Below are 25414 nucleotides of genomic sequence, written 5' to 3'. Positions count from 1 at the left end.
ATTTAGAGGCTTTAATTTATGATAATCATATCAGGCGCTTCTCGTGGCATCGGTAAATATCTTCTTGAGAAGTATATTGCTGAGGGTCAATCCGTCATAGGAATTTATAACAAGACCAAACCAAGTATGCATTCAGACCGGTATGTTCGGGTGGATGTGAGCAATGAACAACAGGTTACCGATTTTGTGTCAAAACATAAGGAACAGTTGAAAGATATCCGGTTTGTTCACTGCGCCGGAGTTAATCTCAACGGATTTACGCACAAATTGTCGCTGGACGACTGGCGGTTTGTTATGCAAGGAAATTTGGACAGTGCATTTTTGATGTCGAAACATCTCCTTCCATTAATGCGGGAACAAAACTACGGCCGATTGATATTCGTTGCATCGGTCGTTCCACAAATCGGCGTTCCTGGCACATCCGCTTATGCAAGCTCCAAAGCAGCACTGTGGGGTCTGATGAAAGTGATATCAAAGGAAAATGCTTTGAAAAACGTCACTGCGAACTGCCTGAATCTCGGCTATTACAACATCGGAATGATTTCAGAAGTACCGGAGGATATGATGAAAGTCGTACTTAGTACCATCCCAATGAAAAAGTTGGGTGATCCAATCAATATTTACAACGCAACGCAATTTATTTTCGAATCCGATTATATTACCGGCACGGAAATCAATATTAACGGAGGGCTGGTTTAATATTTGGTTTTGAGTTGGTTTTCGTTCGGATTTCATAATGGAGTTATACAGTGATCATTTCAAAAACACCGGTGCGGTTTAGTTTTTTTGGCGGCGGGACGGATTATAAAGAGTACTTCGAAAGAAACGGCGGCGCGGTTCTCGGAACCACGATCAATAAGTATACTTATGTCAGCGTCAATAAATTAAGTGACTTTTTTGAATACAAGATTAGAGTTGGATATTCAAAATCAGAATTAGTCAATGAAGTAAAAGACATTATTCATCCCAGCGTTAGAGAAACCCTCAACTTCAAAAAATTACGCGGAAACCTGGATATTCATATTTTTGCCGACCTTCCCGCGAGAACCGGCCTAGGATCCTCTTCTTCTTTTACTGTTGGCTTCTTAAATGCGCTATATGCTTTGGAGGGAAATATTGTTTCAAAACAAAAACTTGCCGAAGAAGCGATATATATTGAACAACAACTTATTAAAGAAAATGTCGGGTGTCAGGATCAGGTTCATGCAGCTTATGGGGGATTGAATCTTATTGAATTTAATAACCTAGGTTTTTCTGTTAGGCCGATTGTAATTTCAAATGAAAAATACGATATGCTTAACGCGTCGATCATGGCATTTTATACCGGCTTGACGCGTTATGCAACTGAAATTGCCGTTGAACAAATAGAGAACATGAAAAATCAAAGCAAAGACACTTATCTTCAAAAAATGTATGCTATGGTCTTTAAGGCGCAAAAAATAATCTCGGAAGAGCGCGGCGAAGACATGGTTAAGAATCTCGGCAACCTTCTTGATGAAAGCTGGGCTCTGAAGAAAAAATTGTCAAGTCAGATTTCAAACCGTCATATTGATGATGCGTACCGTAAAGCCATTGCCGCGGGCGCTTATGGCGGTAAACTCGCAGGGGCCGGCGGCGGCGGTTTTTTGTTTTTTTTGGTTCCCACGGAAAAACAGCAGGCTGTAAAAGATGCATTAAAAGGTTTGTTACAAGTGGACATTAGTTTTGAGAACGAAGGCTCTAAAATAATTTATTTAACGCATTAGGGCATGAAAAATATCGATGCCGTGATATTGGCGGGCGGGTTGGGAACACGTTTAAATGATTCAGCCGGAGACTTGCCGAAGGCTCTTGTTCCGGTCAATGGTAAGCCTTTTCTGGAGTACGTTTTTAAATTGTTATGTCGAACCAAGTTCATTACCCGAGTCGTAATCGCCGTTGGCTACAAAGCAGATAAAATCATATCGAAATATCAGAATAATTCGGACTATGGCTTTGAGATATTATTTTCTGTGGAAAAAGACCTCCTCGGCACCGGAGGCGCAATAAAAAAAGCCTTACAGTATACGAATTCAGATAATGTTCTCGTTCTGAATGGAGATAGTTATGTTGATATAGATATTCAAAGTTTTATTTCAGCGCACGACACAAAGGACGCCTCGATTTCCGTAGCTCTTACTCATGTTGAAAATGCCAACAGATTCGGTAAGGTAAACATATTGACTAACAACAAAATTGTTTCTTTTGAAGAAAAAGCGCCAAACTCATCCGGCGGCTATATTAATTGCGGTGTTTATCTATTTAGGAAAACTGTATTTGATCACATTCCGGAAAACACCGTATTATCCCTTGAGAAAGATCTGCTTCCCAATATGACAAAATTTAACGCATTCGGGTTTATTTGTACGGGCAAATTCATCGATATTGGGATACCTGAAACGTATAACATTGCATCCGATTACTTAAAGGAAGAAAACTAATGGCAAAAGAGAAAATTCTGGTTACGGGCGGGGCAGGGTATATCGGCTCTATTCTTGTACCAACTTTACTGGCAAAGGGATATAAGGTTACAGTTTTGGATTCGCTGGCATTTAATCAGTCGTCGCTGTTGGAATGTTGTTCCAACCCGGATTTTGACATAGTCAATGAGGATGTCCGTAATGAGAACGTGGTTAAAACCGTGCTGCGCGACAAAGATATCATTATTCCGCTTGCCGCAATTGTTGGCGCCCCCTTGTCCAAAAAGAATGCATATAATACGGTGTCCATCAACCGAGACGCCATTATATCAATAAATAAAATGCGGTCAAAGGATCAACGAATTATTTATCCAACGACCAACAGCGGATACGGTATTGGGCAGGACGGTATTTATTGCACCGAAGAAACGCCGTTGAATCCGATATCATTATATGGTACAACTAAAGTCGAAGCGGAACGCGCGTTATTAGATTCCGAAAATGCGATTACGCTGCGGCTGGCAACGGTATTTGGGTTCAGCCCAAGGATGCGCCTTGATCTGTTGGTAAATGATTTTACCTACAAAGCGTATACAGAAAAGTACATCGTACTTTTTGAAGCGAATTTTAAACGCAATTTCATACATATTCGCGATGTGGCATCTGCTTTTTGTTTTGCAATGGATCACTTTGAAGTAATGAAAAACCAGCCATACAATGTCGGATTAAGTTCTGCAAACCTCTCAAAAATGGAACTGTGTATGAAGATCAAAGAGCAGATACCCGATTTTTTCATTACAACGTCTGAAATAAATAAGGATCCTGATCAAAGGAATTACATCGTAAGTAATGAGAAAATTGAAAAACTCGGTTACATGCCTATGCACACCGTCGAAGCAGGAATTTGCGAACTCATTAAAGGTTTCAGAATAATAAAGAATAACAAATTTTCTAATGTGTAATAATCTGCAAACTTGCTATCCAAATACCGGGAAGCCTTAAATTTCATGCCTGTAAATTTATACGAAGCGCTCACAGGATCGTTCGTGGTTGTAAATTTGGGTTCAGGCGGTGATGCTGACTACGATCTGCCGTCGTCTCTTCTGAAAACTATCACGCTGATTGAAATTGACGCAGGCGGAAACAAAAGCGTAACAAGTCAACGCTATTACAGAAAACACCTCATTGACAGCGTTGTTGCCGGAGATAAATCTCCGGGAGAATTTAAGATTCGAAATTATAGCGCCTGCTCTGGACTGTGCGAACCACAGCAAGAAATTATCGAACAGTACGGGCTTCAGAAATTCTACGAAACCAGATCTTCTCAGCATGTGATCCCGACTACGCTGCCGGAAATACTGGATCCGTTGGGTTTAGATACCGTTGATTTGCTGAAAACGGATTTGGAAGGGTTGGATTTTGAAGTAATAAAGAGTTGCGATCATCTCCTTTCCAATGTACTCGCGATTAAATGCGAACTTCGTTTTCAGCCGTTTTATCAAGGAGAGCCGCACTTTCATGAAGTGGCCCAATATCTTCATGAGCGGCATTTTGAACTGATCGGATTAAAGCCGGAATATTGGAAACCTCTCACAGAAAACAGAAAAACACATCGGGACGGTAGAGTCGTTTTTGCAGATGTATTTTTTTTAAAGAGAACCGAGGTTATTCGCGGGTTTTCTGATGACAAAAGGAAAATTAGCGCCGCTAAGCAAATCATCGCATCGTCGATGTCAGGTCAAATAAGCCAGGCGGAATGGCTCTTAGGTCAATACGGTGATTTGCTGCCACCTGAATGGATTACGGAGCTCAAACCCATCGTAATGCCGAAAATAGAACACGGACCGGTGATAAGAAGGGTTTTTTCATGGCCAGCAATGATAATTAAGAGGCTGGCATGGTCAAGAAACCCAAAGAATTCCGGATCAGTTTTTGATTTCTCTCACGTTGTCTCCGCGGATTAATCCTCAGAAATTAAAACTATTTCGGAGCTCTTTATAGCTTCTTGAATGTGTTGTGCCAACTTAAATCAGGGATAGTCTAGATTGAAAAAAGCTTTTGAATGGGCGCTAAGAAAATTGCGTGCGATATTCACTAAATTGGGTTCATTCATTTTCGGCAGTTACCAGAGTGAACACACAGATCGAAATAGAGGCCAAGACAGGCTTAATCGCGCCGCTATTACTGGTTCGTCCGGAATTATCGCAAACGGCATTACCATCGGTGTGTCACTCATTTCAATTCCTATTGCAGTAAATTATTTGGGCGCAAATCAGTATGGGGTATGGCTGACCATCAGCAGTCTTTTAAGCTGGCTGGCCATTAGTGATATGGGTTTTGGCGGGATGGCGTTGGTCAACACGTTATCGGAGGCCAGAGGATGCGACGACTACCGGATGGCCCGTGAACTTATCTCAACGTCCTTTGCCGGCTTATGCGCGATAAGCGCCATTTTGTTTCTTATGTTTGTATTATCCTTTCCGTTTGTGCCATGGTCATCTGTTTTCAACGCGTCCGAATTTATCACACAGCGCGAATTGCACCAAGCCATAGTCATAGCGTTTATTTTGTTCGTCCTCATGTTTCCTACCAGTATTCTCAACGCTGTATATCTCGGATTCCAGGAAGGATATTATGCCAACGGCTGGTCGATAGCGGGTAGTTTTGTTTCATTACTCGCTATCATAATGGCCGTCGTCGCAGATGGCGGATTATCTTTATTGATAGTTGCCATTTCCGGGTCACGGCTCGCGGTATTCGGTATTGCTCTGCTTCATCTTTTCTATGTGAAGCATCCCTCCATTCGACCTGATTTTCGTATGGTAACCGGCAAGGCATTTTATCGTCTTTTTCCTTTGGGTTGGAAATACTTGTTTCAACAACTTGCCGGCGTTGTCATGTTCCAAAGTCAACCCATGCTCATTACACATTATTTGGGTCCGGCATACGTGAGCATTTACATTATTGGTCAGAAAATACTCAGCCTTCCTCTTCAGTTAGTCCAATTCTATACCTTTCCGCTTATTCCGGGATATGGCGAGGCTAAGATTTGCGGGGATTGGCGCTGGATCTGGTCTACGCTTCGAAAGTCATCTTTATTCAGCGGTATATTTGTGTTGGCAACCATTATTCCCATTGCGTTATTATGTCCGATCATCATAGAATATTGGGTCGGGGCATCTCTGGTTCCATCCCGCTTTTTCATTGCGTTTTTTTCATGTTATGTATTTATTAATGCACTTGTGACCCCAACGGCGGTTTTCTTCACGGGCATAGAGTGGGTCGGCTCTCAGGCAATTATGGCTTTGCTCAACGGTGGCGTGACTATTGTCTTAGCAGTTATTCTCCTGCCGATTCTCGGATTGAGCGGCATGGCATTGTCTATGGGTATTGGCTTATTGGCCATTAACGGATCAGGGCAATGGCTATTGTTTCGTTTTGCAAAAAGAAAATTTGTCAGAATGCAGTCGAATTAATTTCAATCAACAAAAAAATGACAAGCGAACATCCAAAAAATTACAGACACCGAGTTGTCGTGAAGGCAGAGCGGGAGATCGCTTATGAATCGCCGGACCACCTCTACCCATGGGGCACAAAACGCGATAATAGCCGGAACAGAAGATTCAACAGGAAGCTGTATGCACTCTACCCAGGGTTTAAGGATCCGATGAAAGTGCTGGATCTCGGATGTTCCGGCGGCGGATTTGTGAAAGATTGTATTGATGACGGCTACCTTGCGGTGGGGCTCGAAGGAAGTGACTATTCTAAAATACACAGAAGAGCAGAATGGGCGCTGATTCCTGATTTTCTTTTCACATGTGACATAACCTGTAAATTCGAAATATTTTTGGATGCCGGCACCCTTCAAAGCCCCATTGAATTCGACGTGGTAACGATGTGGGAAGTGTTTGAACATATAGCGGATACCGATATTGAAAAAGTTGCGCTGAATGTAAGAAAACACCTGAAAGATACTGGAATTTGGGTTGTCAGCATTTCACCTAATGACGAAGATTTTGAAGGAATAAAATTACATTTATCCGTACATCCGAAGGAATGGTGGATCGAAAAGTTGAAAAAGTTTGGATTTATACATATGGAATCATATGTGCAATATTTTAATACACAGTTTATCCGTGGTCCGAAATATGGCGCCGAAGGAACCTTTCATCTTGTGCTGAGCCACAGCCCTGACAAAGCGCCGAAGATACCTAAGGAATCCTTTTTTAAGAGAATCATGGATCGCTGGATTGCTTCCAAAGCTCAAAAATTTCTTAAGTTACTTGTTACCGGCGAAAAGTAGCTGAGGCACGCCGGTTCCGATCAATAAGATCAATATTATAAAAGGTGTTTAATGATTTGCCGCGTTTGTGATTCGACGAATTTAAAGTTAGCAATAGACCTCGGAAACCAGCCATGGTGTAATCATTTTTTGGCACTTGATGAGGTTGGGAAAGAACCCTACTATCCACTTCGGGTGGTATATTGTCATCAATGTTCCACTGCACAACTGGACTACACTGTCAAAAAAGAAATCATGTTTGGAGACCATACCTATTTGTCTGGGATCACTAAATCCTTAAGCGACCACTTCAAGGCCGTAGCAGAACACGTAGATTCCGCTTTTTTTAAAGAAAACAAATCAAAATCAGTGCTTGATATCGGTTCAAACGACGGCACGCAGTTAAAACATTTTAGAGAACTGGGTTATGATATTCTGGGTGTGGAATCGTCCGCCACAACGGCGAGAATTGCAAACGATGCCGGGATTGAGACGTTGAATGAGTTTTTTAACCTTGAAGTTGTGAATAAACTCAATAGAAAGTTTGACATTATAAATGCAGCCGGCGTGTTTTTTCATCTTGAGGAACTTCATTCCGTTACGGAAGGTATACGTGAAGCTTTAAAAAGCGAGGGCGTTTTTGTAGTCCAGTTTCTTTACATGAAGCGTATTATAGAAAATACGGCTTTTGATCAAATCTATCACGAACATCTTTTGTATTATAATCTCCAAACGATCGAAGTTTTGCTCAATCGCCACGGACTGTCTATGTTTGACGCTTATCTTTCACCCATACACGGCGGTTCCATGATCGGATATGTCGGACACAAGGGAAAACGCTTAAAGACAGAACGGCTGCAGTTGCTAAAAAAAGCCGAGTCAGATAGTCAATCCAATCAGTTCAAAGCGTATATCGATTTTGGTGAACGAATTAAACAAATGAAAGACGAAAATATTTCCTACTTGCAAAAAGCTAAACAGGCCGGTAAAACGATATTCGGTATGGGTGCGCCGGTTAAGGGTAATACGCTGTTGAATTATTTCGGGATCGGAACGCAATACATTGATATGTTGGTTGAAAAAAACGAATTACGGCGTAATCTTTTTTCACCGGGTATGCACATACCCATCGTTATTGAAAAAGAGCTTCGGAAGTTACCGGATATTTATTATGTTCTTGCCTGGAACTTCAAGAAAGAGATTCTTGCGAATAATCAGGCGCTATTGCAAAAGGGGATTGAGTTCTACTTTCCGGTTAACCCTTCGGAGATATAAAGCATGAATATTCTTGTTACCGGTGCAAGCGGTTTTCTAGGAACGGCATTGTGCGCGCAATTAGATGCGGCGGGACATCATACCGTTAAGTTAAATTCAAAAAACTGTGATCTGACAAAACAAGATTCATTGCTGCATTTTGGGGATCAGGTCTATGATCTTGTATTTCATTTGGCGGCATGGACTCAGGCCGGCGACTTTGCGATCCGTCATCCCGGAGAACAATGGGTAATTAATCAGCAGATCAACACCAACGTTCTCACATGGTGGCAGCAATATCAGCCTCAAGCCAAAATTATTTGCATGGGCACCAGTTGTTCCTATGCGCCGGATATGCGGTTAACCGAAGAAAATTATCTTGTCGGAACTCCGATTGAGAGTCTTTATACGTATGCCATGACCAAACGCATGCTGCAGGTGGGATTATTATCGTTGAACAAACAATTTGGCCTGAAGTATCTGAACTTTGTTCCGTCAACTTTATACGGTCCAGGGTACCACACGGACGGCAGGCAGATGCATTTTATTTTTGATCTTATCCGTAAGATACTTCGCGGAAAAAAATACCAGGAACCGGTCATTCTGTGGGGGGACGGTTATCAGCGCAGAGAATTGGTTTTTGTAGACGATTTTGTAAGGATTATGATGGAGCTGACCGGAAGCAATGAAAACAAAATCGTAAATATTGGAGCCGGGGAGGAATTTTCCATCAGGCATTTTGCGGAAATAATTTGTAGGAAAGTTGGGTACGATTTCAAAAGTATCGAATTTGATACTTCCCGATACGTTGGCGCTAAATCGAAATGCCTGGATATAACCCGGCTGAAAGAACTATTGCCGAAGACGAAACTCACAACATTAGATGAAGGACTTGATAAAACCATTTCATGGTTTGAAAAAACCGTGGAACTCGGACCTGGAAAGGAATAGATCCGCCCAAATTTCAGAATAAGGGCAGAGAGGAGTCTCCGTACAAATGAACTTCAATATCTGAAAAACATGAACGAAAAAATAACTCAGGAAATTCACTACATTTATGTAATTGACCCTCTCATTCGAAGTTTTCTCGGCCACTACTTCAATTATGCGAACAGCATATTCCACGCGGCGGTGAAAGCAGGATTGGATTTTAGGTTATTAGCGAATGCGGAATGCGATCCCGGCATTTCAGAAGAATTGCCTACGCGTTTTATTTTCAGCAAAGATGAAGCTCCAAGGCTGTTGGGAATTCGACCGCCTAAACTGGCCGGTCTTCATCGTCCGATTAAGAGGCTGAATGAATGGATAAAGGCCTGCCGGGAATTGGACCGGCCGGATGGGATGGTGTTTGTAGATAACTGCGTTGCAATCGAACTTCTGTTATTTGCCATCGCTCTTTTTTTTGAAAAAAAAGTTCTTTTGCCTGTTTTCATAGTGATGATGCGTATTTACTATTATAACCCGTCTACCAACCGGTGGAAAAAAGAAACGATCATTTTGAAACTGGCGTTGTATCTGTTAAGAAAGACTTCGAATTCAAAGCGAATACATTTAGTGTCGGATAGCGAACTATTGGCTTCCCGATTTGGGCGATTGACTAAAATGCCCATTCATACAGTTCCGATCCCTCACACGCACATCGGGCTTAATGAGAGTAATAAAAAGTACTCAACCCGATTAAGATTTGCATATCTTGGACATGGAGATTATTACAAAGGAATTACTTTCCTTGCCGATGCAATCCATGAGTTGAATGCTGCAGGATATTTGAATCGTATGGAATTCTTTATTCAGTGTTACCAATCACGGACACATGACGCCAGGATAGACAAGGCTTTGATAGGACTACGGCAACTAAACGCAAAAAGTATTGAAGTGGTTGAAGAACCGCTTGACGTAAATAATTATAATCTTCAAATGATTCGTGCTGACGTGCTTTTATTTCCGTATCTTATCGACCGCGGCGAAAGCACATCGGGTCCTTTTACCGAGGCGCTGGCATTATCAAAACCGGTTATCGTTTCTGCGCAGACCTGGGCAAGCCAACAACTGGAAAAATTTGACGGCGGGGGCGTTATCTGTCAAAGCGGCAGCAGTACGAGTCTGGTTCAAGCAATGATGGAAATGAGTAACAATTATGCGGCCATAGTAAAGAAGGCTGAGAAAGCCAGATTGAACTGGGCCGCATTTCACAATGCAGATAATTTTATAAACACATTAACATCTGTCAGCGTATCGGAGAACGACGGATCAATTCAGAAACGGGAAATGGAATTCGAAGAACCGGGAAGAAAAGGCCGACCATGAAACAAAAAATATTATTCATATTCGGTACGCGTCCGGAAGCGATCAAGATGGCGCCTCTTATTAAAGAGTTTCAAAAACATCCGGATGAGTTAGAAACCAAAATCTGTGTAACCGCGCAGCATCGCCAAATGCTGGATCAGGTTTTGGATGTATTTGACATCAAACCGGATTTTGACCTGGATGTCATGCAGGAAGGTCAGTCACTGCTACAGTTGACGTCACGGGTATTTTCAGGCCTGGAGAAAATTTTTTTGGAAACCAAACCGGATTGGGTATTGGTTCAAGGGGATACGTCCACGGTCATGGCGGCCGGCGTGGCGGCTTTTTATGCCGGGATCAAGGTCGGCCATGTGGAGGCAGGGTTGCGATCGCATAACCGATATACGCCATTTCCTGAAGAGATCAACCGCCGCATCGCTTCGGTTGTTGCCGATGTGCATTTTGCGCCAACGGAAAAAGCACGGCAAGCACTTTTGGCCGAAGGCATAGCCGATAATAGCATCCATGTTACCGGTAATACTGTCATTGATGCGCTGATGTGGGTTCTTGACAAAGTAAAACGAACTCCGCCTGAAATAGTAAATAGTCTAAAAGGAAAAATTCTTAACAAGAAAATCGTTTTGGTCACAGGCCATCGTCGTGAGAGTTTTGGCGAGGGATTTGACCAGATCTGCCTTGCGCTGAGGGATATTGCTGAACAGAATAAAGATGTTGTCGTGATCTATCCTGTTCATTTTAATCCCAATGTTCGCGAACCTGTTAACCGTATTCTTAACGGAAACGAAAATATTCTTCTCATCGAGCCGCTCACTTATACCGATTTTGTATGGCTTATGGACAAATCGTATCTCATCCTTACGGATTCCGGCGGCGTGCAGGAAGAAGCGCCGTCACTCGGCAAGCCGATCCTGGTCATGCGCGATGTGACGGAGCGTATGGAGGGTATAGAGGCAGGTACTGCTAAGTTGGTCGGTACAAATCGGGAAAAAATCGCGTCGGAAACACTAAGGCTTTTGACCGACAAACTCGGATATGAGAGAATGTCAAAAGCGATCAATCCATATGGGGATGGAAAAGCGAGCGAGTTTATCACAGACATTATTTTGAATTATGACATTCAGTTATAATATTGATATTGACCCAGTAATTTGATATTTTTTATCTTATTTATGTTATAATGTTGACCAAGAATAGAACCATGGCCGCACAAGTACATACAGTTCCCGAAGCTGAGAATAAATTAGATTCCATTGATACCAATCAAAGATTGGTCGATGTCTTATTTATTCTATTGAAATGGAAGAACACGATCCTTGTAGCTGTTTTGTCCATCATGATTGTAAGTTTTAGCATTACTTTTATGATGAGCAAGTGGTACAGATCAACCGCCGTTCTCGTCATACCGGATAAATCAACAAACCCTTTAGATATTCTTACCGGAGGCCTTGGAAGCTTAGGATCTACCGTTTTAGGTGTGGGGAAAACAGGGAATGAGCGCTATTTGGCTATTTTGGCCAGCCGCCGAATACAAGAGGAACTTATTAAGAAATATGATCTCATGACCGTTTTTGAAAAAGATAATATGGATGAAACGGTCAGGTACGTAGATAACTTATTATCTGCGGAAATAGACAAAAAACTCGGCACTATTTTGGTCTCCTGGGAATTTAAGGATGATCCTGAGAAGACGGCGGAAATGACGAATTATATAGTTCAAAAATTAGATGAGATAAACCGCGAATTATCTACGGAACAAGCTCGTTCATCGCGTGTGTTCATTGAAAAAAGATTCTTTCAGGCCAAAGATGAACTGAAAAATTCTGAAGATTCTTTAAATGCGTTTCAAAATAAGTTCGGCATCATCGAAATTTCACAGCAAACGGAAGCTTCAATCAAAGCAGCGGCGGAATTGTATGGTGAGATCGTTTCTACAGAAACCGAATATCTTGTCATGAAGAAGACGCTGGGTGAAAACCATCCGGATATATTGCGTACGCAGTCCAAACTCCAGGAACTGCGAAAACTCCAAAGTAAGATGGTAAAAGGTGGGAATGGTTTTGATATATTTATTCCTTTTAAAGAGACTCCGGATCTTGCTTTAAAATATTATCGTTTATACCGAGATGTGCAGATCAATGGAAAAATATTGGAATTTTTGGTGCCGCAGTATGAACAATCTAAAATTCAGGAGGCCAAGGATACGCCCACCCTGCTGGTATTAGATGAAGCAATGCCGCCGGAGCGACACACGCGTCCTAAGAAGCTAACCATTTCCATAATCGTAGGCATGGTAACGTTTGTCTTAATGTCACTGCTGATCGTAGCTTATGAAAATCTCAAAGCAAGGAAAGACCTTTTGCGGAATCCAAAGTTCGATTTTGTTCTGCAAACACTGAAGTTAAAATGGATTTTCAACGAACGATGATCGGTCCATTGAATTTTACATTTACCTATATGTTTTCATCCTGCCTTTGTTATGAATGAAACACTTACCGCAAAAGCTTTTCACGGACTGAAATGGAGTTATTTTGGCACCGTTATCAATACGGTTACTCAAATTGCTTTTACCGCAATCATGGCACGTCTGCTTGATCCGCCGTCTTTCGGATTAATGGCGATGGCTAATGTCGTAATTCGTTTTGGAAGTTATTTTGCGCAAATGGGTATTAGCCCGGCAATCATCCAAAAAAAAGAGATAGAAGAAAAAGATATACAGGCGGCATTTACATTGAGTTTTATTCTGGGGTTGATTTTTTTTTTACTGATTTTTCTGCTCGCGCCCTTCTCGGTCTATGTTTTTGACAATGTCGAAGTTATTCCGATACTCAGATATATGGCCATTTCATTTATTGCGATTGGTTTTTTTAATACTTCCTTAGGTCTTCTTAGAAGAAACCTACAGTTCAAACTGGTTTCTCTGTTTGAAGTACTTTCATTTGTTCTGGGTTACGGATTGATTAGCGTAGTAGCGGCATATATGGGGATGGGCGTGTGGAGTCTGGTAATAGGAGCCCTTACTCAACAGCTCGTGATGGCGCTTTTGTGTTATATTTCAGTTCGGCACCCTCTTCGTTTCGTTTGGAAATGGAGCGGGTATTTTTGGTTGTACTCATTTGGAGGGCGAGTATCGGTGATTAATTTCATTGAGTTTTTAAGCGCAAACCTTGACACTTTTGTTATAGGCAGATATCTTGGGCCAAATTCTCTTGGAGTGTATAACCGGGCATATATGCTCATCAATTTGCCGGCATACCAACTGGCAAATAGCTTAAATAAAGTTATATTTCCATCTTTCAGTAAGATTCAATCTGACATACCAAAATTGAAAAGAGCCTACGCATCCTCAATCACTCTGCTCAGCGTTATACTTTTTCCCGTTTGTTTTGGTGTGATCCCGGCCGCGAAGGAAGTTGTTTTAGTTATTTTGGGCGATCAATGGAGTGGAGCCGTCCCCGTACTACAAATATTGGCTGTTGCGACCTCGTTTAACCTCTTGGCGCATATCGGTGGACTGACCTGCGAGGCTACGGCGAATTTAAGGATCAAGCTCATTATACAGTCTTTTTGTCTTGCTTTATTGGCCATCCTCTTTTTTTTGCTCTCCTATTTAGGATTATTAGGTTTTGCAATTGCTGTCGTAACTATGGAATGTGTTCGCTTTTTTAGCTATATCCTTATTATGCGACGAATTTTAGATTGGCCATTGATAGAAGCTTGGAATACGTATAAAGCAGCAGTAATTTCTACGATTTGTGTATCGGTAGGCATCCTATTAATTTCCATATTTTTGAGATCGTATGATATCTCAACTTACATTATATTTATTTTCCAACTGATCACGGGCTTTATGATATTAAGCGTGATCCTATTGTATTTTCCACCTAATTATTTTAAAAAGGAATTACGATCGCGTATTTTGAATCAGGATCTCTCAATCAAACAAGGTAGCTTATTGAACACGGTATTCGTTTGTCTCAAAAAATCACCACTTCTTCGGTTAAAGGAAATTAATTAATGAGGATTTTATATTTAGTAAATGAGCCAACGGACGGTTATCAGGTCGGTTACAGATCTGCTATGGAAGGATTGGTAAAATCGGGACAACTGGAGTCATATTGTCCATTCTCATTTTACGTTGAGGAAAAAAAACTCGGGTCATGGAATAAAACCTTAGAAAGCCTGTACGATATTGTCATTGAGTTTCAGCCACACGTCCTGCTTGTTGCCCATCTTGGAAAGTACCATGTCATACCGCAAGCTTTTGTTGAAAAGATAAAGTCCTTGTATGATATTCCCCCCGTCTTGGCGTACGACGAAAGAGATGTATACGGATATGTAAGAAAACCGCTTCCCGAATCAGTATTGCAGTTCAGTAAATTTTGTGATGTCGTTTTTCTTGTAGCTGCGGGAAGTTTCGCCAATCGATTTCGAAATGCGGGGTGCAGAAACGTTCAGTTTTTACCTGAAGCGGCGGACACGGTTCAATTTGGGAAGCCATGGACGCCGGATTTAGAAAGAAAATTTGATGTTATCATGTTAGCAAATCGCCATCCGTCTCGCATCCCGTTCCGGTCTATGCCCGGTATCAGGGAGCGTGAGATTCTGGCTCGAAATCTCTATGATGTTTTCGGAAAAAAATTTGGATTATTTGGGCGCGGGTGGGAAAATTATCTTGGTAACCAGGGTGTGGTACCTTTTGGCGAACAGGAGAATATCTTACGTTCCAGTTGGCTCAGTGTTGGTCAGGGTCACTTTCCAAATTATGAAAATTATTTTTCCGACCGGCTTCCTATCGCTCTATTGTCAAAAGTTGCTCATGTGTGCAGCGCTCAGCCCGGTCTGGAAAATCTTTTTTCCCATGGAGAACATTGTATGCTTTTCAAGACACCGGATGAAGCTGTTTCGCTTTGCAGGCTGTTGTTAAGTTGGCCGAAAAAAGAATTGATTGCTTTAGGTGAGCGCGGAGCGGAATGGGTACGAAACAATTATACTGAAACTATTCGGATGGAAAAACTGGTCAATACATTGAAAAGTCTATACCAACAACGTCTGTATCTAAAAGAAAAAGGAATTAAACTCAGATAAAAAAGCTCAAGATGAAGGATAAACTAAAAAACAGATTACTCGACCGAATCCGAAAAATCGAAATCCTCTTAGATACACCGGGGTCTTATCATGCGCGAAAAGCCGGTTGCTATTTTGGTACGTATCAAATGTTATATCATGTCAAAAAAGTCGGAATAAACCCTCAATCCATCCTGGATATTGGAGCCAATACAGGAATGTTTTCAAAAACAGCTCATTTCTTATTTCCGGATGCATTAATTCTTGCATTCGAGCCGTTGAAAAGTTGTTTTCTTAAACTTATAGAGTTAGAAAAAAATATAAAGGAGCTGGAATGCTTCAATGTAGCCGTGGGCGCTAAAAATGAAAAAACGGTCATTCATCGCAGCGAATACCATTATTCAAGTTCTCTTCTGGAGATGGAAAATCTTCATAAAGAAGCTTTCCCTTATACCGCCGGGGAGTCTTTGGAAGAAATTCAAACAGTTTGTCTTGACGACGTTCTCGCTGAACGGGTATTGAAACGACCTCTGTTGATAAAAATAGACGTACAAGGATACGAAAAATATGTCTTGGAAGGGGCAGAAAAAACCCTGCTGATTTCAGATCATATCCTATGCGAAATGTCCTTTAGATCTTTGTATAAAGGGCAAGCGCTTTTCGATGACATAAATGATTATTTGCGCGACAAAGGTTTTATTTTTCGTGGCCCATATGACTCGCTGAAACATCCGGAAACGGGAGAAGTATTGCAGATCGACGGACTGTTTTCTAAAATAAAAGGATGAGATCTTGGACCCGTTTATTTTGATATCGCTTCCATTGGCGCTGATCAGCGCTATTCTAGTCAGTTATTATTTTCCAAAACTAACGGTAATAGGATATATTGTATTTGGGGTTTTTCCAAGAGCCTTTTCCGAGAGGTTTGACTATGAATTTTATGATACCGCTATTGGAGGTGGCTTCAATGCCGTCGACGTTTTTATTATTGGTATGGCATGTGTCATTGCAATAAAGATCCTTCGAACGAAGGGCCTACGCAGATTTCTTAGAATAATAGCCTTCCCTTCACTTGCTTTTCTTTTATGGTTGCTTATAGAAATTGCGCGCAACGTGACTACATACGGTCTTTCGTCTCCGGGTGAATTTCGTGGACGTTATTTCATGTTGATCTCCCTTTTTTACGTTTTGGTGAACTTTGATACAGAAAAAAAGCGCAGGGACTTGTTGCCCATTCTAAGCCTGTTTGTTATTTATTCCGTACTCGCGATGACCATTTTTACTGGGATTATGACTGGTTGGGATTACGGACCGGAAAATAGGTTTATGCATTCAAGCGTGTCCCTAGCTATGTCCGAGGCTTTCTTGGCCTATATAATTTTTCAGAAATACGGATTAATGTCAAAGAATTTACTGCAGACGTTCGCATTATCGTTTCCGGTATTTCTTTTAGTTATCGTGGACAGTCATCGCTCCGTTTGGTTGTGCCTGGTTGTTTTCGTCGCATTTTTATTTTTTATTAAAGAGTTAAGAGTTTCAAAAATATTTAAACTAGCGATTCCATTGGTCGTTACACTAGTTTTAGTATCAATGATACTTGAAAAAAATAGAATGGATCTTGTCGGATACATATCAGAAAGAAGTATTGCTTACGTTGATTATGAGGAAGATCCCACGTCGGCATGGCGTGTAGCCATATGGATCAATGCGTTTGAAGTGATCCTACAATATCCTCTTGCAGGGATTGGCTTCGGCGGACATTGGGAGGCCATAACGATGCCCGGAACCACAGAAGGAATGAATCTTTTTCCGCATAGCATTTATATCATGACGCTCGTGAAGCTCGGCGTTATAGGATTAATTCTATACTTGTGGTACGTGCTTCGCATTGGGAAAATTCTTTATCGCGCCGTTGAAACCTGCGGGGATTTTCTACATATTGAAAAAGGATATGTAGTTTTGGCTTTGGGTTATCTATTAGTCATCAATGTCTATGGATTAGTATATGGATTTGAGCATCTTTCATGGCTGTTTGTGGGACTGGGATTAGCGGCAATTAAGGGCAAAACGATGACCGGGGTTACCGATGCAAGGTAAGATGATTTATATTATTATTGCCGTTCACAACCGCAAGCAGTTTACACATAGTTGCCTGGAATCGCTATTCGCACAATCATACAAGGATTTTAAAGTCATCATTATTGACGACGGTTCTACGGACGGCACAGGCGAGATGATCCGAAAAGACTTTCCGTCTGTGATCGTACTGCAGGGTGACGGTAACCTTTGGTGGTCACGCGCGACCAATCTCGGTGTGGAATATGCGCTTCGCGAGAATGCTGATTATATTCTAACTCTTAATGATGATACCATTGCATCTGAAGACTTCTTACAAAAAATGATGTTTTGGGCTGAAAAATATCCTACGGCTTTGTTAGGGGCATTTGCGGTAGATGCAGATAATAAGCAACCATTTTTCGGTGGCGAAATAATCAATTGGAAAACGGCAAGTTCCACTTATTTAATAGATGTGCTTAAACCCGAGGACTATAGAGGCCTTCATGAGGTGTTTCATTTTCCGGGTAGAGGATTGCTCATTCCATCAGAAGTATTCAGAAAAACCGGAATGTATTCTTCTGAATCTTTTCCTCAATTAGCGGCCGATTATGATTTTACGCATCGTGCTTATAGATCTGGCTATAAGATATATTGTAATTATGATGCCATAATATTTGTATTTCCACGTGCAAGCGGAGACGCGCAAAACCGTAAAAATAAAAGTTGGAAAAGTTACTATAACCACTTATTTGGTATCAAAGGCGGAGGTAACCTAAGAATATTCTGGTTGTATGCGCGGCGTAATTGCCCCAAAAGGTATTTACTCTTCTTTTTAGTAACCGGGTCAATTAGGAGAATATTTGGATACTTAATAGACTGGATATCTGTTAATTAGAATAAGGATAAAGAAATGATTCCATGGGGAGAACGTTATAATCAATCCCGCCGACTTATTATGCGATCGATGCTTCACCATTTAGTCAGTGGGAGGCACGGTTTAGTTATTGCTGATTTTGGGGCGCAATCCATTAATAAACTCAAGGAGAACATCATAGGAAGACAAGCAAATTATGCGATATCCGAAGGCGTGGATACAAGCGCTAACCGAGTACTGAATGTAGATGTTAATCCAGAGAATATGCCGGACATACTGATGAATCTTGAAGAACCATTCAACATGGAAAGTAATTATCTCGATATCTGTATCGCAGGTGATATTATTGAACATCTGTACACGAGCCGGCAATTTACTTCTGAAATCTTTCGAGTTCTAAAATCAGGCGGCAGTTTGTTAATCAGCACGCCCAATATGGTTTCTGCATTGAGACGCATTAAGTGGTTTTTCGGAGGTATCCCGGCATTGGCATCCCATGCCGATTTGATGTATGGTATCGACGAAGTAGCGCCTCAAGGTCATGGACACATTCACGATTTTAATTTTAGAGTTTTATCATCCTTGCTCAAACGTGCTGGTTTCGACATTGTTCTTGAGCGTACAGATGGTATCCACATCAAAAATAAATTGTGGATTCCTGCCCTGGTCATACCTATGACTTTGGGAGACAGTATAATTATTCATGCGAGGAAGCCTTAGGCATGACATCGAAAATAGCTTACATTACGAACGTTTGCAGTCATTATCGTGTCGGGTTATATGAAAAAATAGCGTCTCAGCACAATGCAGACTTTTATTTTTTTTCAGAAGGGAACGAATGGTATGCTGAAAAAAAACACGATCGGGGATTCGGCCGTTTTAATGCAATACAATTAAGGGGATTTAATATGCTCAGAGGACTTCTCATTACTTCAGGCCTCCCGTCAAGGCTGTTTCTCGGGGGCTATTCCGTTTTTATCAAATGCATCAATGGTAAATTTGTTTTGCCTGTTACGTACCTCATTGCTCGGTTGCTGGGGAGACCTTTTATTTTAGTGACAGGGCTATGGATGCATCCCGGCAGTTTGGTGCATCGCCTTACCTTTCCTCTAGTCCGGTATATCTATACGCATTCAGACGCAGTGATCGTTTACGGTGAGCATGTCAAAAAATATCTTATCGAGCTCGGCGTAAAACCGAATAAGATATTCGTAGGTTTTTTGGCTGTCAATAATGCTTTGTTCAATAAACCCGTCGATTCTGAAGAAAAAAAATTGATAAGAAAAAGATTGGGAATAGGGGACAAGAAAGTGATCTTATACGTGGGCCGTATTTCTCCTGAGAAAGGGCTTGAATATTTGGTGGAGGCGTATGTTAAATTGAAGCAAAGTGTAGACGCAGCTTTGCTAATTGTTGGAGACGGCACTTACAAAGTACAAATTGTAAAGGAGATCCGTGAACAAGGCATACAGGATGTTTTTCTTGTCGACTATGTGTTAAATTCTGAACTGTATCGCTACTATGCAATCGGCGACGTATTTGTATTGCCGTCTGTTACCACTAAAATGGTAAAGGAAACGTGGGGTTTGGTCATTAACGAAGCAATGAATCAGGGTTGCCCAGTAGTGGCAACGGACGCCGTAGGTGCCGCTGTTGGGGGTCTTTTGGAGGACGGTAAAACCGGATTTATTGTCCCGGAAAAAAATTCTGAAAAGCTGGCAGAAGGGATACGTTGCATCTTAACCGATGAAAGCTTACATTTAAAGATGGAGACTTATATTAAAGAGCGAATAAGCCGCTGGGATTATGACCAAATGGCCAAAGGGTATACAGATGCTATCCGTTCGGTATTGATTTAGAATTGAAGTTGTTGAAATGGGAACCCCGCTACTTACGGTAATTTTACCTTCCTACAATGCCTGGCCTTATGTCAAGGAGGCCGTTGATTCTATACTTGCACAAACATTCAAAGATCTTTCGATCATAATCATTAATGACGGATCGACAGATGCTTCAGCAGACTATTTTCGTACTTTGTCCGATCCCCGTATTCGCCTGATCGAACAAGATAACCTCGGAGTTGTCGTCTCGTTCAATAAAGCATTGCAGTCTGTCGACACGGAATTTGTTGCACGTATGGATGCCGATGACCGGTGTCACCCGGAGAAATACGAGCTTCAGGTTAGATATCTAAAAGATCATCCGAAATGTGTTTTGGTAGGGACATCCGCTATGCATTTGTCTGCGGATGGACAACGCGAAGGCTGGCCCGTACATATGCCAACAAAAAACAATTTGATAATTCAGGCAATGTTACGCCGTCGCAGCGCTTTGATCAATCCTACTTTTTTGGCTCGAACGGCAGCCATAAAAGAGGTAGGAGGATATCATACTTGGCCCGCGGAAGATTACGAATTATTTTTTAATATGGGATTGAAGGGGGAGTTGGCCAACTTACCGGATATTTTGTATTCCATAAGGCTCCATACAAATAGTGTGACTGCAAAAAATCTGATTAAACCACAATCTCAATATGAGGTCATCCGAAGAAAATACGCATCTATTTACAAAGAAAAATATCCACAAAATAAATATCAAGAGAAATTCTTTTCAAGAATATTATTATCCTTCGATATAGCAGCGGTTGTTTTATACCGAGCCGGCATTACAAAACTACTGAATCAGCAATTTATTTCAGGGTACCTAAGTCTTTTCGGAGCAATGCTCTTAAGTCCGGCGCGAACGTGGTTGTATGTGCATAGGAAATGGAAAGCCTTGCAAACACAATCCTAATCTTTTACTTGATTTTTTTATGAAAAAACTTATAGCAGTGCTGTTATTAACCTTCAGTTCGCTTGCCGCTCAAAACAGTTTCATCGATAAACTGGGCGGGTACACGGATAAGGTCAGTTATTATCCTGGGGATACCGTATATGTATCTATTTCGATTGATATACCGCTTTTTGAATTGAAATTGTATTACCCTCAGGTAGATCTAAATCCAATTCAGGTTATTGCAAATGTAGTCGGAAAAATTCAGGCAGTCCCAGACAGCGCATACTGGTATGGATGTGGCTGGGATACGACGCTGTCTCTTGTAATTCCTCCATCATGGAAAAGCGGCGTGTACATCGGAGAATTTTCCACATTAACTAATATTAAGAAGCGTGTAATCTTTATTGTAAAAAACCCTGCAATGCAAAATGACATTTTGTTTGTTATATCTACCAACACCTATCAGCTCTACAACAATTTTGGCGGGAAAAGTGGTTACGATTATAATTCCACTTCCGGCAAAAGGTGTTATAAAATGTCATTTCAAAGGCCCTACGGCGGTTTGGGCGACGGATTTTTTACCGATGTTCCGTATAATCGTGATCCGAACCGGTACGCACCAAAAAGTGGCTGGGAAGCAATTGCCGGAAGCTGGTTAGAAAAAAATAAATATAAAGTGGATTACTGTTCGGATACGGACTTGGATTCGACACAGAATATTTTAGATCGTTACAAAGTTGTTTTGATCGTCGGGCACAGTGAATACTGGTCTATAGGAATGCGAAACAAGGCCGAGTATTTCTTATCGCAAGGGGGTAAAATCGTTATACTCAGCGGGAACACATGCTGGACGCAGGTGCGATATGAAAATGATTTTCATACGATAGTTTGTTATAAAGATCCGGTTTTGGATCCTCTCTATCACGTACAGGACAGCCTTGTGACAGGCCGATGGCCTTATCCTCCGCTCAATCGATACTCCAATAAGCTGACCGGCGTCAATTGGGAAGAAGGCGGTGTTGTGAATTACGTAGATAATAATATTCGAATTTTGCCTGCCGACAGCGGGTACGGTGGTTACGTTATATTTAATGCGGGTCATTGGATATTTGAAGACACAAAACTACTATCGCTCGACACGTTAGGTCGCGATAACGCGATTGTTGGATATGAAACTGATGGGTATAAAAAAATTTATTGGAACGATGGTTTCCCATCAGGGTTTATCGGACCCTACCGTTTTAGAATACTGGGTATTCATCCTGCAATGAATTTTGACGGCACGCGCCGGGGTTATGCAACTATGGGTATTTTTTTTAATGATAATGGCGGCGCTACATTCAATGGAGCTACTACAAATTGGGCACATGGATTAGTTAAAGACAGAAATGTTCAATCAATCACCAAAACGGTCCTAAATCATTTTATTGACAATAGATTTCCTCCTGATATTGTAGCATTTTATCCAAACAAACCAAAACAGACTTATGTATATAAGGACACCTTAATTTCAAGGCAGCTCGATTATGAAGTGCATCCTGGTGATTCACTTATGTTTGAAATTAGGTCAGAAGATTATAACAAAAAGCGAATGTTGACTTATTGGACAGAGGATGGAACTGTTGTATCCAATCGCTATTTTTATACTTTCAAACCTAAAGAGATGCGTCACGGGCAACTTAAAAAAGTTCGTGTGTACGTTCGCAATGACTTAGACACTACTTCGATGGAGGTTCGTGTCAGATTTGTTGTTACCAAGATCATTTCTCAGCCTGACACGGTCTTGTCAACCTATAAAACGTGGGCTTATCCGGTATCGGCCGTAAATTACTATGGTCATAGTCTTCAGTTTCGTTTTATAGAGAAACCAGATTGGATATCGTATGATTCAACCAATCGATTGCTAAAAGGTCGGCCATCGCGTGATGATATTGGAAAATTCAAGGTCTCATTCCAAGTATCGGATTCCTTGGGTAATGCGGATACCCAATCCGTATTTCTAAAAGTTAATTTTACGGGATTTGATTCGACGAAAGAGACTGACTACAGTTTATTAGACAAATTTGTTCTTAATGAGAGTTATCCGAATCCGTTTAATGGGTCCACGTCATTATTTTTCTTTCTGAAAGAGCCAGCAACAATCCGTGCGGAGGTTTATAACATTCTTGGACAAAAGATTTTGAATTTGCATTCGGGAAAATTCAATGAGGGAATCCACTCATTAAGATGGAACGGCCGCGATGGTTCTGGGAATGAAATTAGTAGCGGAATTTATTTTTGCCGGGTAATGGCTACCTTCAACGATCAATCACGAAGCATTCGAATGCGGAAATTTATTTTCGTAAAATGAGATCCAGTAGAGTAAAAGAATAAAGCTGAAAACGAGATCGTAGTTTTCGGGAACCAAAGCGCGATTTGTTCACCGAACCACGCCAGGGAAAACGACCTTCGTGCGTGGTATCCGCCAATCTCAAATAGTTGTTAAAATTTAAACCGGAATATATTTCGGATGTCATTTTGAAATCCACAGCGTGCTACTTTTAGCAGTTACAGAGTAAAGCATCAAAACCCAAGGGGCCTTATGGATCATGAGTTATATCGCTCTATACTTGGTATGCGTGTTGACTTTACTACGTATCGGCAAGCGGTTGACACTATTTTTCGTCTTATCTTAAATGAAAAGAAAACGTACGTGTGTGTAGCCAATGTACACATGGTGATGGAGGCGTACGATAATTCTGAATTTCAGCAAATCATTAATCATGCTGGGCTAGTGACGCCGGATGGTGTGCCGCTTGTTTGGGTATTAAAATTGTTAGGTATCAAAAATGCTGAGCGCGTTTATGGGCCCCGACTAACAATGGAATTGTGTAACGAAGCTGCGCGCCGGAGAATTCCTGTGGGTTTTTATGGAGGAACTCACGAAGTTCTTCAATCGATGACAGACCAACTAAAAAAATCATTGCCTTCATTAAAGGTCGTATATAAATTTAGTCCGCCATTCAGACCTCTGACGCATGATGAAGAGACCCTGGTGGCTCAGGATGTAACTGAATCCGGGGTAAAGCTTTTATTTGTAGGGCTTGGTTGCCCCAAACAGGAAAAATGGATGGCAGTACATACGGAATCATTTCCTGCCGTATTAATTGGAGTAGGTGCCGCTTTTGATTTTATTGCAAAGAAGAAGCCTCAAGCTCCCGAATGGCTACAGCTAATCGGAATGGAATGGATGTTTCGGCTTATCAGTGAACCGCGGCGATTGTGGAAGCGTTACCTATATCATAATCCTCGATTTGTTCTCTTTTTTTTGTTACAGTTAATCTTAACACTAATAAATAAGAGGAAAAAAAAAGTTGACTAAAAAAGCCATCATAACTGGGATCACAGGGCAGGACGGGTCCTATTTAGCAGAATTATTGCTTGGAAAAGGGTATGAAGTGCATGGTATTATTCGCCGTGCCTCAACATTTAATACCGACCGAATCGACCACCTGTATAAGGATCCACACGTCAACGGCGTAAGCATGTTCCTTCATTACGGGGATATAGCTGATTCCGCAAACCTAATCAAACTGATCCATCAGATCGAACCAGAGGAGATCTATCATTTAGCGGCGCAATCGCATGTGCGTGTTTCATTTGATATTCCGGAATATACAGGTGATGTGTCCGGACTTGGAACCGCACGTATTCTGGAGGCGGCTCGTATGATCAATCCAAAGACCAAGTTTTATCAGGCCTCCAGTTCCGAGATGTACGGTCTGGTTCAGGAAATTCCTCAGAAAGAAACAACACCGTTTTATCCACGCAGCCCTTACGGTGCCGCCAAAGTCTATGCGTACTGGCTAACGGTCAACTACCGTGAATCATACAACATGTTTGCTGCAAACGGGATTTTGTTCAATCATGAATCTCCGCGCAGAGGGGAAACCTTTGTGACCAGAAAGATAACCCGAGCGCTCGCTCATATTCTGGCAGGAATGCAGGATAGTATATATCTTGGAAATTTGGATGCTAAGCGCGACTGGGGATATGCAAAAGAATATGTGGAAGCTATGTGGCTCATTCTGCAGCAGGAAAAAGCTGATGATTTCGTAATTGCAACAGGTGAGACTCATACGGTACGAGAATTTTTAGATGAAGCATTTCATTATGTTGGTCGGGATTACCGGGAATTTGTCAAAATCGACCCGATTTATTTTCGACCAAGTGAAGTCGACGTGTTAGTAGGGGATGCCTCCAAGGCAGAAAGCAAACTACCTTGGAAGTTTAAGACATCATTCAAAGAATTGGTCCACTTAATGGTGGAGGCTGACATAGAACTACTTGAACGCATTCACAAAATCAAAATTAAGAGATAGC

The 25414-nt window shown here is 41.4% G+C and carries 23 protein-coding genes; all 23 read left to right on the top strand.

The window, feature by feature from the left end:
- Window positions 1–18: 18 nt before the first annotated feature.
- Window positions 19–699 (top strand): SDR family oxidoreductase, encoded by a 681-nt coding sequence (locus F9K33_03165; GenBank protein ID KAB2880975.1) that lies wholly within the window; start codon window positions 19–21, stop codon window positions 697–699.
- Between the two features lie 50 nt (window positions 700–749).
- A complete protein-coding gene (locus tag F9K33_03160) occupies window positions 750–1745 on the top strand; it encodes a kinase (protein ID KAB2880974.1) in 996 nt (331 codons plus the stop codon).
- A 3-nt stretch (window positions 1746–1748) separates the two neighbouring features.
- The gene (locus F9K33_03155; GenBank protein ID KAB2880973.1) at window positions 1749–2459 is read left to right on the top strand and encodes an NTP transferase domain-containing protein; all 711 of its coding nucleotides are present in this window, start codon (window positions 1749–1751) and stop codon (window positions 2457–2459) included.
- Window positions 2459–3400 (top strand): NAD-dependent epimerase/dehydratase family protein, encoded by a 942-nt coding sequence (locus F9K33_03150; GenBank protein KAB2880972.1) that lies wholly within the window; start codon window positions 2459–2461, stop codon window positions 3398–3400. Before F9K33_03155 ends, F9K33_03150 begins: the two co-directional genes overlap by 1 nt.
- A gap of 45 nt (window positions 3401–3445) precedes the next feature.
- Window positions 3446–4402: an FkbM family methyltransferase gene (locus F9K33_03145; GenBank protein ID KAB2880971.1), complete on the top strand. Its 957-nt coding sequence runs from the start codon at window positions 3446–3448 to the stop codon at window positions 4400–4402.
- 81 nt (window positions 4403–4483) lie between these two features.
- A complete protein-coding gene (locus F9K33_03140; protein ID KAB2880970.1) occupies window positions 4484–5914 on the top strand; it encodes an oligosaccharide flippase family protein in 1431 nt (476 codons plus the stop codon).
- A complete protein-coding gene (locus F9K33_03135) occupies window positions 5860–6741 on the top strand; it encodes a class I SAM-dependent methyltransferase (protein KAB2880969.1) in 882 nt (293 codons plus the stop codon). Before F9K33_03140 ends, F9K33_03135 begins: the two co-directional genes overlap by 55 nt.
- A gap of 51 nt (window positions 6742–6792) precedes the next feature.
- On the top strand, window positions 6793–7995 hold the full coding sequence (locus tag F9K33_03130; protein ID KAB2880968.1) for a class I SAM-dependent methyltransferase: 1203 nt from the start codon (window positions 6793–6795) through the stop codon (window positions 7993–7995).
- 3 nt (window positions 7996–7998) lie between these two features.
- Complete coding sequence (locus F9K33_03125; GenBank protein KAB2880967.1) at window positions 7999–8925, top strand: NAD-dependent epimerase/dehydratase family protein; 927 nt, start codon at window positions 7999–8001, stop codon at window positions 8923–8925.
- A gap of 69 nt (window positions 8926–8994) precedes the next feature.
- On the top strand, window positions 8995–10281 hold the full coding sequence (locus tag F9K33_03120; protein KAB2880966.1) for a glycosyltransferase: 1287 nt from the start codon (window positions 8995–8997) through the stop codon (window positions 10279–10281).
- Window positions 10278–11408, top strand: coding sequence for a UDP-N-acetylglucosamine 2-epimerase (non-hydrolyzing) (locus F9K33_03115; GenBank protein KAB2880965.1), 1131 nt, complete (start codon window positions 10278–10280; stop codon window positions 11406–11408). The genes F9K33_03120 and F9K33_03115 overlap by 4 nt, the downstream gene beginning before the upstream one ends.
- 50 nt (window positions 11409–11458) lie before the next feature.
- On the top strand, window positions 11459–12706 hold the full coding sequence (locus F9K33_03110; GenBank protein KAB2880964.1) for a hypothetical protein: 1248 nt from the start codon (window positions 11459–11461) through the stop codon (window positions 12704–12706).
- A gap of 51 nt (window positions 12707–12757) precedes the next feature.
- Window positions 12758–14296, top strand: coding sequence for a lipopolysaccharide biosynthesis protein (locus tag F9K33_03105; GenBank protein ID KAB2880963.1), 1539 nt, complete (start codon window positions 12758–12760; stop codon window positions 14294–14296).
- On the top strand, window positions 14296–15366 hold the full coding sequence (locus F9K33_03100) for a glycosyltransferase (GenBank protein KAB2880962.1): 1071 nt from the start codon (window positions 14296–14298) through the stop codon (window positions 15364–15366). Before F9K33_03105 ends, F9K33_03100 begins: the two co-directional genes overlap by 1 nt.
- Window positions 15367–15377: 11 nt before the next feature.
- Window positions 15378–16133 carry an FkbM family methyltransferase gene (locus tag F9K33_03095; protein ID KAB2880961.1) on the top strand — a complete coding sequence of 252 codons (756 nt, stop codon included), beginning with the start codon at window positions 15378–15380 and terminating at the stop codon, window positions 16131–16133.
- A gap of 4 nt (window positions 16134–16137) precedes the next feature.
- A complete protein-coding gene (locus F9K33_03090; protein ID KAB2880960.1) occupies window positions 16138–17442 on the top strand; it encodes an O-antigen ligase family protein in 1305 nt (434 codons plus the stop codon).
- A 1-nt stretch (window position 17443) separates the two neighbouring features.
- The gene (locus tag F9K33_03085; protein ID KAB2880959.1) at window positions 17444–18298 is read left to right on the top strand and encodes a glycosyltransferase family 2 protein; all 855 of its coding nucleotides are present in this window, start codon (window positions 17444–17446) and stop codon (window positions 18296–18298) included.
- A 15-nt stretch (window positions 18299–18313) separates the two neighbouring features.
- Window positions 18314–18997, top strand: coding sequence for a class I SAM-dependent methyltransferase (locus tag F9K33_03080; protein ID KAB2880958.1), 684 nt, complete (start codon window positions 18314–18316; stop codon window positions 18995–18997).
- Between the two features lie 2 nt (window positions 18998–18999).
- Window positions 19000–20136, top strand: coding sequence for a glycosyltransferase family 4 protein (locus tag F9K33_03075; protein ID KAB2880957.1), 1137 nt, complete (start codon window positions 19000–19002; stop codon window positions 20134–20136).
- Window positions 20137–20152: 16 nt separating this feature from the next.
- Window positions 20153–21070 (top strand): glycosyltransferase, encoded by a 918-nt coding sequence (locus F9K33_03070; GenBank protein KAB2880956.1) that lies wholly within the window; start codon window positions 20153–20155, stop codon window positions 21068–21070.
- Window positions 21030–23402 carry a T9SS type A sorting domain-containing protein gene (locus F9K33_03065; protein ID KAB2880955.1) on the top strand — a complete coding sequence of 791 codons (2373 nt, stop codon included), beginning with the start codon at window positions 21030–21032 and terminating at the stop codon, window positions 23400–23402. The genes F9K33_03070 and F9K33_03065 overlap by 41 nt, the downstream gene beginning before the upstream one ends.
- Window positions 23403–23633: 231 nt before the next feature.
- A complete protein-coding gene (locus F9K33_03060; protein ID KAB2880954.1) occupies window positions 23634–24413 on the top strand; it encodes a WecB/TagA/CpsF family glycosyltransferase in 780 nt (259 codons plus the stop codon).
- Window positions 24406–25413, top strand: a complete 1008-nt coding sequence (gene gmd / locus F9K33_03055) for a GDP-mannose 4,6-dehydratase (protein KAB2880953.1) — start codon at window positions 24406–24408, stop codon at window positions 25411–25413. Before F9K33_03060 ends, gmd begins: the two co-directional genes overlap by 8 nt.
- Window position 25414 lies beyond the last annotated feature (1 nt).

The sequence above is a fragment of the bacterium genome, from assembly GCA_008933615.1.
GTDB lineage: Bacteria > CLD3 > CLD3 > SB21 > SB21 > SB21.
The sequence above is the reverse complement of the archived record's forward strand: the minus strand, read 5'-3'. Positions and strand labels throughout refer to the sequence as shown.